We start from the raw sequence: 12,033 nt of genomic DNA, 5'->3' as shown, positions 1-12,033 counted from the left end.
TTGCTTCACCCGCGCAGTCGCGCAATAACGATGCCGAGACTCTAATCGCAAATGGATGAACGTTGGGGGTCACGTCATAGGCTAAGCGCTGAGCCGTGTTGCGAGATAGTTAGTATGAGAAATTTGCCATGGGCGCTTTGGGAAGTCCCATGTTGCTCTGTTTTAGTTTTATTGTTTATTGGGAAACACTTCACATTATCGCCGACGCTATCGCCAATAATAAGGCCAAGAATGAATGAAACAGTTTTTGAAAAAGATTTTAGCAGAATTTGATCTCGCTGTCACCCGTCGCTCAACGTTAGATTTATTGTATGAGAATATTAGTGAGATTGATGACAACGATTTTTTACAAGCGATTGAACCGAGGTTACGTAGTAATTGTATTGATGTTATCAAAGATTCAAAGGCACAACTGCGGCAGGATTTATTTGTTCTTTCCGAGTTAGGATTTCGGAAGGGCGGGTTCTTTGTTGAATTTGGTGCGACTAATGGCATAAACTTGTCCAATACTTACCTGCTCGAGAAGAAATTTGGCTGGACTGGTATACTCGCTGAACCAGCTAAATTTTGGCATTCAGAGTTAGAGAATAATCGTAACGCAAAAATCGACAAAAGATGTGTTTGGAGAGTTTCTGGTGAGCAGTTGGTATTCAACGAAACATCTGACCGGGAATTGTCGACGATTGATTTATTTAGTCTGAAGGATGACCATTCAAGATCTCGAAGTAGCGGGAAAAAATATAAAGTCGAAACAATAACGTTATCAGATTTACTTGAATTTAATAGCGCGCCCCATAAGATTGACTATCTTTCGATTGACACAGAGGGTAGCGAATTAGATATTTTGGCAAATTTTGACTTTTCTCGCTATGAGATTAAGATAATAACTTGTGAACATAACTATACAAATAATAGAGAAAAAATAAATAATTTACTTTTAGAGAACGGATTTGTTCGTAAATTTGAAAATATATCGAAGTTTGATGATTGGTTTGTAAATATGTCATTGCAAAAAGATACTGCATAATGGAAAAGACGTTTTTATCAATAGTTACTATATCATACAACCAAGCAAAGTATCTTAAGAAAGCTATTGAGTCTGTTATTGATAACAGGGCGGACGATATTGAATATATAGTCGTTGATGCCGGCTCGACGGACGGTAGCCGCGAAATAATAAGTGAATATGCCAATGACATCGATCATATAATCTTTGAAACTGACCAAGGCCCTTCCGATGGCCTGAACAAGGGGTTTGCGAAGGCGCGGGGCACCATTGGATTTTTCCTGAATTCAGATGATTACTTCCTGCCTGGGGCGATTGAAAAGCTTCGCAACGCTTGGTCGACGAATATGGACAAAGATTTCATGCTTTGCCGGGCCTGGATGGTCAATGGTTCCGGAGAGCCTTTAAGGGAACTGATACCTACCCCTATTACCATTTCGCACTTACGGCTCGGCGCTGCGACGATCGTCCAGCAGGGTTTTTCATTCAAAATGGACGTCTTCAGATTAATCGGGGGATTCAATCTGGAAAACCGGTCATGTTGGGATTATGAATTATTGTGCGAGCTTGCTGGACGAGAGGCAACATTCGGCGTTTCAAATGAGAGGATAGCAGCGTTCCGGGTCTATGATGAAAGCATTACAGGTGGTGGCGCAGGTGAAAAACATGAAAAGCTCGCCGACAAGGATTTTGTCAGAATTCACCGGAGCTGCCTTTCTGATGATCGATCCTTTGACCGGATGAAGATGTTAAAGGTCGGGCGCTGGTACAAAATGCTGTTCAATCCCTCGCATGCGCTTCACCGGGTTCGCGAGCATTTATTTCCAACCTCAATTTTGACACGATGGGAAAAAGATACCGATTTCCTCGCCAATCATTCTGACGTCAAATAGTCTACATGATTGATATTATTGCAGCGAATGTCACGGGTTTGGGGGCCTCTCAGTTGGTACTTTCCCTATTACCGAAACTGGAACAATTCGGCGCGACAAAAATTGGCGTTATATGGCTTCCAGATCGTGGCCTTCTGTCGGAATATTCTTCAACGTCACACAACCGGACAAAAATCTATCGGCGTAGCCTGCCAAATTTTTTGTCCCGTTTCCTTGAATCCAATTTGATCGCTGGCCAAGTATATGGGGGATCGGACAGCTTGATCCTAGGTGACATACCCTTGAGAAAAAAAGGCCGGCAGACTGTTTTTATTCAGAATACATTCCTGATACCAGGAACGCCGGATCTGTCGGCTACTAATTATTTCCGAAACAAACTGCTGAGAGCAAATTTTCGCAAGAATTTGAAATATGCGGATCAGATTATTGTTCAAACGGAGGTTATGGCCGACAATCTCGTGAGGCATTATCCCCAATTGAGTGACCGTATATCTATTGTAAGACAGCCCCCTCCGGCGTGGGTCATGGCTGAGCTATCCGCAGGCGAGGACTTTCAAAGCTTTTCAGGGAAGCTGAAACTGTTTTATCCGTCAGCTGGCTATTCTCATAAAAACCATATCTTGCTGCAACATGCTTTGCAGTCAGGGGAGTGTCAGGACATAGTCGACGAAATTGTGGTGACTCTCTCTCGTGAAGAATATCAGAACCTTTCTTCACCCATAAGAACAGTCGGGCGATTGAACGATGAAGGCATGATCAAGGCTTATAGACAAGCCGATGCACTTCTATTCCCATCTTTGACGGAAAGCTATGGTTTGCCACTGGTGGAAGCTATGTTCCTTGGACTTCCAATAGTCTGTGCGGACTTGCCCTATGCGCGAACGTTGTGCGGCGACGAGGCAATATATTTTGATCCTCGATCAACGGGATCACTGAGGGAAGCGTTGCGTGTGTTGCACGATAGACTATCCGATGGATGGCAAGTCGACTGGTCCGACGCGCTCAAATTGTTCCCGAAGGATTGGGATGAAGTGGCAGCGGCGATGCTACGCGTATAATTTTTGCTATATAAAAACAGAAGACTTATTCGCGAGTATACTCCAATTCACGTGACTTCCAACGTTCATACGGTCGCTGTTGGAATCAAAAATTCGTCCTTATGGTCCGCTGACGTGACCCCCAACGTTCATCCATTTGCGATTAAAGTCTCGGCATCGTTATCGCGCGACTGCGCGGGTGAAGCAAGGGGCTGCGTAGCGTAGCCTCCGGCTATGCGGAGCGAAGCAGCCCCTTGCTTTTTAAGTTTTGCAGCGAATGCTGCAGGAGTATCGTATCCCAACGATGAGTGTGGCCGCTGGTTATGGTAATCATCGATCCATGCAGCGATCTTTTCACGAGCATGGCCAAGGCTCATGAACAGCGTCTCGTTCAACAACTCGTCACGCATCCGCCCGTTAAAGCTCTCCACGAACGCATTATCCGTCGGCTTGCCAGACGTCGTGTAATGCCAGTTAACCTGTGCAAGCCCACACCAGGCCAGCACCGCATTGGAGGTCAGTTTCGTGCCATTGTCGCTGACAGTCATACCCGGTTTGCCGCGTTCGGCCGTCAACGCAGCCAGTTCTCGCACAACCCGCAAGCCCGAGATAGATGTATCAGGCACCGCACGCAGGCATTCTCGGGTTACATCATCAACGATGTTCAGTACGCGGAACCGGCGGCCCGTGGCAAGCTGGTCATGTATAAAATCGAGGCCCCAGCATTGGTTTGGCAAGGCCAGCACTGGCGGCCGCGTGCGCGTTCCAACTGCGCGTTTGCGACCTTTGCGACGCCGCACCGTTAAGCCTTCTTCCCGGTATATCCGCCGGTCATCAACTCTGGGGACCCCGTACGACAACGGAAAATACGGCTCTATCCGGCGCATCTGTAATTTGGTCAGCAAAAATCGAGCATCCATGACAGCACCTCCTTCGATGCCGACATGGAATCACAAAAATACTGCGCTGGGAATCCCTTTAATAGGTCCTGACCCTAACCATTTCTGAAGGAGTCTTTAAGGGTCACGTCACTATTCCTCGCTAACTTCCTCTTGCTCTGGCAACAGTTCTCTGAGCGCATTTGCATAATTGGCACGAGCAGTTTGCATGATGGCTAAGTCCTCTCGCAAGGCAACGATGCGTTTATCAACGGCCTGTATGCTCGCAAGTTGCGCCTTTGCGTCGTCTTCCAAAGATTCGATCTCAAATTCTCGATTATCGATTGTCAATTTTGTCATACAAATAAACTCCTTTTGAAGTAAAATAATTCTGATTTTGACTAAGGTAAAATGTCTTTCAAGTTATTCAATCGGTTCAAATATAGATCTCCATTGAGTATAAAATCATCTTTCAGTTAATGATTCCCTGAATGTCTTCATGACTGGTTTAAATATATAACGGAACACAGTATTTTTTCCGGTCTGTATTTCAACAGAAGCAGTCATTCCGGGCTGTATTTCTATCTTTTCGTTAAGATTAACAGGCTTCATGTTACTGGTGTCGACAGAGACATGGACGCGATAGTATATAAGATCCCCGTTGGCAGTCTGTTCAGTGAGAGTATCTGGACTGATATAGGTAACTTCGCCTTGAGCGGAGCCGTAAATCGAAGAGTCATAGGCATCGAAGTTGACCGACGCAGTTTGCCCCAAACGGACATACGCTATATCAGACGGAGAAACCTTTGCCTCAATAATGAGAGTTCCGCCGGTCGGAACGATAGTGAGAACTTCATCCCCCGGCCTCAGGACACCGCCGATTGTGGTCAACCGAATGTTTTTCACAATGCCGTTCGCTGGGGCCCTAATTTTCGTGCCCTTCAAAATGTCTGAACGTTGCGTCAATATTTCTCTGGCCGAAGCCAATTCTTCTTCCGTCCTTGTATATTCCGTTTGCAATTCCTGAATATACGAGTTCCTGACATTGACAATCTGTGACTCCAAGTCTGCCACGCCACGCTGTAGGCGAATAATGTCAGCGCGGCTAACATCTCCGAATTCTAGCAACGGACTATTCATATTGAGCTCTTGGCGAGCCAGTCCGAGCATGCCATTTAAAGCCGACAATTGATCACGTAGGGCCTGACGTCGTTTGCTATATAACGACCTCTGGTTGGTTGCAAAATCGGGAAATTTCTGTACAATTGCCGGAAATTTCAAAGGTCGATCAAACAGCTCGGCTTCGATGCGTGCCATGGACGACATGAGCGAGGCGACCTTCCCTTCCGCTTCCGCAACCGAGGCATTGATTTTGATTTGATCTAAAATGACAAGAAGCTCACCTTCACGAACAATATCGCCTTCGCGGACTTTGATGTCAGTTATCACTCCGCCGTCATTGCTTTGTACAAGCTGCACGCGTCCCGAAGGTATGACCGTTCCCGGCGCACGACTGACTTGATCGAGTTCAGCCCAGTTCGACCAAGCAACGAGCAATGCCAAGAACACGGCACAGGCCAAGATCATGATCCCGCCCATGCCGATATCCCCTGTTTTGATGCGGGATAGAATTTTCATGCCGCGGCTCCTACGGTGATAGGTTTTACGCCGTTTGTAACCTGTGGCTTGCGCGTTTTCGGGGTGAGGCGAGAGAGAATATCGGCTGTTGGGCCATCCATTGTAATCTGACCGTCGGAAATAACCAGCACCCGGTCTACAAGTGCAAGCAATTTTGGACGGTGGGTAACAATCACCAAAGTCGCAGATGCGCCTATCTCTTCCTTAAGTGCTCCAAAAATACGTGCTTCGGCCTCCGAATCCAAATTTGAAGTGGGTTCATCCAAGAGCCACAGGTTTGGGCGAGAAAGTAACATACGCGTTAAGCCAGCAAGTGTACGCTGCCCACCTGAAAGACCCCGTCCACCTTCACTGATTTCTAAGTCAATACCCTGCGGATGCGATGAAATCAATTTTGAGAGACCGGTAAGAATGGCAGCTTGCATAATCGCATCATCGCCTGGGTCAGAAATGCCGAGCAATAAGTTTTCACGCAGGGTGCCTTTGATCAGACGATGATCTTGGGGCTGATAACCCACATGATCACGCAACACATCCTCCGCGATCGTTCCAGAATCGAGTCCATCAAGCAAAACTCGCCCTTCTGCCGGCGCATAAAGAGCGGCCATTAGCCGCAATATAGTCGATTTTCCAGAACCAACAGGCCCAATCATGGCGACCTTTTCTCCAGCCTTGATTTCCAGCGACGGGATGGAGATTCCTGTACGTGCGCCAGGATATGAAAAGCTCACATCCTTGATAGAAACTGCGCCATCTAGCCTCGCCGGTCGAAGCAACTCAACTCCAGGTGCCTTGTCAGTCGGAAGCGCAAGGATTGCATCGAGCATACCCAAGGAGATGCGTGAGTAAGTCCAGCCAACAATCATATTGGGAAGCTGGCTTATGAGTGGGCCATTGATGCGACCAGCAAGAATGGCACACGCAATTAACCCTCCTGTAGTCATGTTTTGATTGTAAACTTCAATTGCGCCCCAACCAATTATTCCAACATAGGCTAATTGTTGTATCGACCCAAAAATGCTACCCGCAATAGACTGGATGTCTCTGACGGGAAGATCCGATCTATGGATTTCGTCAATCAAGTTGTTCCACTTACTCAAGACAAACCACTGCCCTCGATTGGCTTTAATGATCTCGGCTGCATCAATTGTCTCGACGAGCAAACCGTTTTTCTTATTGCTGTTTACCTGCGCCTTGTGTGTATTGGTTCGGATCAGTTTGCCCAAAGCGATGGCTATAGCAACCGAAAGCGGAAAGCTGACTAACGTGACGACTGCAATAATGCCGCCTAGCTGCGCCACGACAAAGATGAAGAAGAATGCAAAGGGTAAGTCCGCCGCGCCAAAAACGACTGCCGATGACATTGATGACCTAATTTGCTCCATTCCTTTAAGCTGGGAAGCCATAGTCCCGACCGACGGTGGTCTTGCATCAAGACGGACATCGTTCGCGCGAGCGAAAAAAAACTCCGAAACTTCGCTGTCAATCTTGATCGCCTCTCGTTCCAACAGGCGAGCACGAATCACCCGAAGCAAGAAGTCAAAGCCGATCGCAACAACCAAGGCCAGGGTGAGAACCCATAATGTCGCAAATGCACCGCGCGGGATTACTCGGTCGTAAATCTGCATGGCATATAGCGAAGTTCCCAATGCAATAAAATTGACAACGAACGTCGCCATGATCGCGAGTACAATTGGTCCTTTACGCTTGGAAATCGCTGATTTGAAGACATCGATTGATTTGGTGAAGTTCTGTTGTCCAGGAGCTTCGGGCAAGGCGATATCATACATCGTGGTTTCATCATCAATGCGCCACAATTCTTGCTGACCCAGCCGCATGATAGATACACGTTCGGCGCCCTCCATGCGTGCTGCCACGGCCCAGCCCATGTCAGGATGATGAACGATCAAAGGAAAATCATGAGCGCGTGGTTCCCCGCGCAGGGTTACGGTCGTTTGCCAATTTAGCTGATCGATAAAATTTGCAAGAGCGTTTGCGGAGGTATCACTGAATTCACTCATGCTTTCGGCCCAGCCAGGGCTCAATTCTATGCGGCGGAGCCTAGCAAGCCCTGCAATGCATTGCTCAATACTGTCACTCACTGTTGTTCACCTTCTCTAGATAAAATTGTGGGGCGCCATCGGCCGCTTTGCAAATTGAGTCTTACGTCGGTGGCCATTGCCGTAACCTGCGCCTGCACGAGACCTGATTGTGCGGCGAGATGTTCGCGCAGGGAGTTCATGACGTCGAGCCAGGACCTGCGGCCGGCTATAAACTGCCGCATATAGCTTGAACTTACCTGGCCAGCGCTGTTGGCAGCAAGAAGCGAAACTTCTGATCGCATTGTTGCCGCACTATGAGCGATAATTTCATTTGCGATGTTCTGGTCCAATTGCCGCTCAAACAGCCTTAGCTCGCTTATAGATGCGTTATATCTTGATCGCGCAGCCTCAATATCCGAGAAGCGTGATAGCCCATTCGACGTCTGCATGCGGACTCCTATTCCGACGCGACTACCGCTAATTTCATTATAGGTGTACTGCGCACTAACTTGTGGGAATAGTAAGCTGCGGTTCAAGGCAATCTCTTCCTGCGCCGCTTCGGCCTCAAAGGCGAGTCGCCGCCGGGTGGGATTATACGCATTGACCTCCTCTTCCACGCCCTGCCATTGGTTGAGTAATGCTCCATCTTGGTAATCTGGTACATCTCCAAGCCGGAAATTCGGGTCGCGGATCAATTCCGCCAAATTTTGAAGCGCAGTATCTCGTTGCGCAGTAATTATCATCATGTCTTGCTTGATTTGCGCTTCACGCGAACGGGCCAGCGCCAAATCTGCTGCAGGACTTACTTCTTGGGCTACACGGCGCTCCATGGTTTGTACAAGCCGACTATGTTCAACAAGACTCAGGCGATACAGCTCTTCAAGCCGCATATTCAAAACTGCCTGATAATAGAAATCGGTTATCTGCAATGACAGTTGGAGTACGGCATCTTGCCATGCAGCAACGGCAGCCTCTTCCAATCGTTTTGCACGTTTGAGTGATGCTGAAAGTCGTCCGCCTGACCAAAGTGGTAGATCGACAGTAGCGGTAGGTAAGATCGTTCTGGCGCCACTTGAAATGTTTGCGTTCAAATCGACTGACGGGAATTTTTGCCATCGCGCCGAACGGACGCCAGCGTTCGCTGCACGGGCCTGAGACCACGCTGCAAGAGCTGATGGATCTTTCTCAGTAACAATGTCAATGGCATCTGCCAGCGCTTCTGGAACAACTTCTGGACGTTCAGTCCAACCCATTTCCGGCATCGCAACTGTGGTAGACGGAAGTGACGGCTGATCATAAACAACGCTAGGCGCCGCTGCCGCGTTGTTATTGGCCTGCACTGGATCCCCGCCAGAAGATATTGGGGCCGCTAGACCGATTGCCTCAGCACTGAGCGCGGCGGAGGGTGCTCCGATTACTCCGCAAGCACCCACCACAAGACAAATCGCGCCCATTTTCCCACGACGATTTAGTGAAATCAAATCGCGATTCCGCAGATATTCAAAATACATCAAATCTACTACCCCCCAACCACATCTCGACATCCCATGACAACCACGATGTGGCCTCGCCTAATTTGCTTTTAGAAGTTTACTGCGCCGGTCGTTGGGATCAACTTCTGCGGTAATTAGGCCGGCATCTTTGAGTCGCCGAAGCACTGCGAAATAGCTCCCGGCAGACGTTTTCGCGATACTAAGTCCCTCTGTTGATGAGGTTGTACCATTGAGTAAAACGAAGAGAAGTACTCGCGCTTCAGCTGTCAGTAATTTTATTTTTTTGGTGTTCGCAAACCACTGATCAAGCTCAAGGATAGTCCTAATTTCATCCTTGGATACGCGAATGCTCGTTTGTTCAACCCCACTACTGCTTTCAGTTTCGCCCCTCGGCATATTGAATCCTTCCCATTGCAGCTTGAATCCTTCCCATTGAAGCTTCTCAGGCACTACCTAAGGCCCCCACCCACAAGCTGGATCCAACAGCATTCAAATGCATAGACAGCATCATCAAACGTTGCAATATTTAAATGCAAAATATAGCTATAAAATTTAACCCTAAATTCAGTTCTATATTAATACCATACTTTCGATCCCAATATAGGCATTATATACCGATCGAATATTCAATATATTATTCGTGTTTATTTTAATAACGTTATTCCATATATAGATGCTACACTAAATATACACCTAATATGGTGACGATATTAATGATAAAGAACGCGTTTAGCTGACCATCTGGTACAAATTGGCGTCGGACGGATTTCTATTCATTATGTGTCGGCATTTTTTAGTTGCGTGAACACTTTTTGCGGGTTAACAAACTGCAGCTTAGCGAAAAAAAGGTGTAAGAACATGAGTGTTGACGTTGTGGTAAATGATAAAGCTTCTGCAAATGTTGATGGGCCTCCGACGGAAGCAACTTCAGCCGGTCAAGCAACTTCAGCCGGTCAAGCAACTTCAGCCGGTCAAGCAACTTCAGCCGGTCAAGCAACTTCAGCCGGTCGGTCTCAAAATTCGAGCCCGCGCCAGGTCCTAGCGGCGAGCAGCGAATCACCCACTGCGGCTGCGCTTGATGAAGCCAGCGGATCTAATGAGGTCCACTCAGAGGGTGTTGTTTTGGCAAGCCTTACACTTGACGCCGGCTTTGCTGAAAAAATGGCGCAAACTGCTGAGAAAGAGGAAGAGGAAGAGGAAGAGGAGGATGGTGCAGCCGCTGGCGGGGTGGCTGGATCGGGTATAGACCCCTTGCTGATCGCTGGGGGGCTGGGAGTTTTGGCTGGCGGCGTCGCTATTGCTTCGGGCGGAGGCGGTTCGGATACTCCGCCGCCGCCTCCGCCTCCGGCTAATCAGGCTCCGGCATTTTCAGGCGCAACCGCATTTTCAGGTCCTGAAGATGCAGCGCTCGCACTTCAGGTTTCGGCATCTGATCCTGATGGCGATGCACTGACCTATACAGCCGGCAACGCCGCTAACGGTGACGTAGTCGTGGGTGCCGGCGGCCAGCTCACCTATACGCCTGACGCCAATTTTAACGGGGCAGACAGTTTCAATGTGACGGTCTCGGACGGCAAGGGTGGCCAGGCAACAACAACTGTTACCGTGACCATCGACCCAGTCAACGATGCTCCGGTAATAACGTCTGATCCATCCTTTTCTGGTACTGAAGATGTCCCTATTACTATATCCGTTGCAGCGTCAGATGTTGAAAGTGATACGCTGACCTTCGCGGCAGGTGATGCTGCGAACGGTACGGTGACCGGCGGTGCTGGCGGGCAGTTTACTTACACGCCTGATGCCAACTTCTTTGGTCAAGATACTTTCAATGTGACGGTCTCGGACGGAAATGGCGGGGTAACAACGCAGGCCATCACGATAAATCTGGCTTCAGACCCCACCGAGACAGTTGCGATTGATGTCGGAGACTCGACAACACCGATCAGCCTTGATGCAGCAGGAACCGGGTTTACCCTTGGGGATGCATTTACCTACACGGATGATTCGGATTTGGAAACGAACGTTGAAATTTCGAATTTTGAAAACGATGATCTTATTGTTGTGACCGGCGACGCCGACAACTACAACTTCACTGCCATTGGTGATGATCTGGAAATCACCTTCAACAATACTGCGGCTGGGGCTCTCAATGTCATTCTGCTCAAGGATGTCGGTGCGAGCGCTGGCTTCATTGCTGACGAGGCAACTGCCGAGGCTGTACTTGGTTTTGACTTCTTCCGGGCGGAAACGGGCTCCGGAGGTTCTGGCGGCGATGGCATTGCGGTCGCCAATGGTAATCTTGATGACGATGACGACAACAACACTTCGACGTTTGCGGTGACCGATGCTGCGAACGGTGATATTGCCTTTTCAGAGGACGCAAGCATTGCCAATGCCGTGCTGATTGCCAATTTTACGGCCGGCGACACCATTTCAGTGTCGAATGCTGATCTTGGAGCATACAGCTTCACCGCCACAGGCGATGACGTTATAATAACCTATCTCAATGGTTCAGTGCTAAACGAGATCGTGTTGCAGGATGTTGCGGCAGGTGCGACCACTGTCATAGATAGTGTTGATGACGTGGAGGCGCTTTTGGGCGCTGGCGGCATCGGCTTCTTCAAGCTTGCCGAGGGCGATGGCGGGGGGGCTGATCCCACTACCACGACGGAGACTATTGATGTTGGCGTGCTTGGAACGGCAGTGATTAAGGATGCGTCGACGGGGGCGATCAAGTTTACCGATGATGTTGCTAAACCGACAGAAGTGATTCTTCAGGGATTTGGTCAAGACGACCGGATCCAGTCCAATGCCAGTTCCGCTGATACATTCAGCTTTACGACCGCCGACAATGATCGTGATTTGGTGATTACCTTCAACAACACCGAGGCGGGAGTATCAAACTCAATCGTTCTCGATGACATATTTGTCGGCGTCGAAGTTACGTTCATAGCAGATTATACTACCGCTCAAGACGCGGTTGGTTTTGATTTTCTTCTTATTGGATAATTTAGCGCCGAAGACCAGGGCTTCGAGTGCAAACAGC

At 48.6% G+C, this 12,033-nt stretch carries 9 protein-coding genes and 1 pseudogene; 4 read left to right on the top strand and 6 right to left on the bottom strand.

Annotation, left to right across the window (positions count from 1 at the left end; all coding sequences use genetic code 11):
- The first annotated feature begins 235 nt into the window (after window positions 1-235).
- Genes V7650_RS17265 through V7650_RS17255 form a run of 3 tightly spaced genes read left to right on the top strand, consistent with a single transcriptional unit; the run spans window position 236 to window position 2,957 of the window.
- On the top strand, window positions 236-1,027 hold the full coding sequence (locus V7650_RS17265) for an FkbM family methyltransferase (RefSeq protein ID WP_335657458.1): 792 nt from the start codon (window positions 236-238) through the stop codon (window positions 1,025-1,027).
- Window positions 1,027-1,899: a glycosyltransferase gene (locus tag V7650_RS17260; protein WP_335657457.1), complete on the top strand. Its 873-nt coding sequence runs from the start codon at window positions 1,027-1,029 to the stop codon at window positions 1,897-1,899. Before V7650_RS17265 ends, V7650_RS17260 begins: the two co-directional genes overlap by 1 nt.
- Window positions 1,900-1,904: 5 nt before the next feature.
- A complete protein-coding gene (locus tag V7650_RS17255; protein ID WP_335657456.1) occupies window positions 1,905-2,957 on the top strand; it encodes a glycosyltransferase in 1,053 nt (350 codons plus the stop codon).
- Between the two features lie 128 nt (window positions 2,958-3,085).
- On the opposite strand, the pseudogene V7650_RS17250 reads toward V7650_RS17255, so the two are convergent.
- The 6 genes and pseudogenes from V7650_RS17250 to V7650_RS17225 form a co-directional block, all read right to left on the bottom strand.
- Window positions 3,086-3,784: pseudogene (locus tag V7650_RS17250) on the bottom strand (IS3 family transposase); the annotation flags it as partial.
- A 183-nt stretch (window positions 3,785-3,967) separates the two neighbouring features.
- On the bottom strand, window positions 3,968-4,174 hold the full coding sequence (locus V7650_RS17245) for a hypothetical protein (protein WP_335657455.1): 207 nt from the start codon (window positions 4,172-4,174) through the stop codon (window positions 3,968-3,970).
- Between the two features lie 105 nt (window positions 4,175-4,279).
- Complete coding sequence (locus V7650_RS17240) at window positions 4,280-5,452, bottom strand: HlyD family efflux transporter periplasmic adaptor subunit (RefSeq protein ID WP_335657454.1); 1,173 nt, start codon at window positions 5,450-5,452, stop codon at window positions 4,280-4,282.
- On the bottom strand, window positions 5,449-7,554 hold the full coding sequence (locus tag V7650_RS17235) for an ATP-binding cassette domain-containing protein (RefSeq protein ID WP_335657453.1): 2,106 nt from the start codon (window positions 7,552-7,554) through the stop codon (window positions 5,449-5,451). Before V7650_RS17235 ends, V7650_RS17240 begins: the two co-directional genes overlap by 4 nt.
- On the bottom strand, window positions 7,551-9,005 hold the full coding sequence (locus V7650_RS17230) for a TolC family protein (protein WP_335657452.1): 1,455 nt from the start codon (window positions 9,003-9,005) through the stop codon (window positions 7,551-7,553). The genes V7650_RS17235 and V7650_RS17230 overlap by 4 nt, the downstream gene beginning before the upstream one ends.
- A 60-nt stretch (window positions 9,006-9,065) precedes the next feature.
- A complete protein-coding gene (locus V7650_RS17225; RefSeq protein ID WP_335657451.1) occupies window positions 9,066-9,437 on the bottom strand; it encodes a MarR family transcriptional regulator in 372 nt (123 codons plus the stop codon).
- 408 nt (window positions 9,438-9,845) lie between these two features.
- Here V7650_RS17225 and V7650_RS17220 point away from each other — a divergent pair, with 408 nt between their 5' ends.
- Window positions 9,846-11,996 carry an Ig-like domain-containing protein gene (locus V7650_RS17220; protein WP_335657450.1) on the top strand — a complete coding sequence of 717 codons (2,151 nt, stop codon included), beginning with the start codon at window positions 9,846-9,848 and terminating at the stop codon, window positions 11,994-11,996.
- The last annotated feature ends 37 nt before the right edge of the window (window positions 11,997-12,033 follow it).

Source organism: Parasphingorhabdus sp., from assembly GCF_036964565.1.
In the GTDB taxonomy this organism is placed as follows: Bacteria; Pseudomonadota; Alphaproteobacteria; order Sphingomonadales; family Sphingomonadaceae; genus Parasphingorhabdus.
Note: the sequence above shows the minus strand (reverse complement) of the source record. Positions and strands in the feature narration are given on the sequence as shown.

What these genes read in the sequence shown, in the direction of transcription:
- V7650_RS17265 (WP_335657458.1), top strand. Translation starts at nt 236, where the DNA reads ATGAAACAGTTTTTGAAAAAGATTTTAGCAGAATTTGATCTCGCTGTC.
- V7650_RS17260 (WP_335657457.1), top strand. Translation starts at nt 1,027, where the DNA reads ATGGAAAAGACGTTTTTATCAATAGTTACTATATCATACAACCAAGCA.
- V7650_RS17255 (WP_335657456.1), top strand. Translation starts at nt 1,905, where the DNA reads ATGATTGATATTATTGCAGCGAATGTCACGGGTTTGGGGGCCTCTCAG.
- V7650_RS17245 (WP_335657455.1), bottom strand. Translation starts at nt 4,174, where the DNA reads ATGACAAAATTGACAATCGATAATCGAGAATTTGAGATCGAATCTTTG.
- V7650_RS17240 (WP_335657454.1), bottom strand. Translation starts at nt 5,452, where the DNA reads ATGAAAATTCTATCCCGCATCAAAACAGGGGATATCGGCATGGGCGGG.
- V7650_RS17230 (WP_335657452.1), bottom strand. Translation starts at nt 9,005, where the DNA reads ATGTATTTTGAATATCTGCGGAATCGCGATTTGATTTCACTAAATCGT.
- V7650_RS17220 (WP_335657450.1), top strand. Translation starts at nt 9,846, where the DNA reads ATGAGTGTTGACGTTGTGGTAAATGATAAAGCTTCTGCAAATGTTGAT.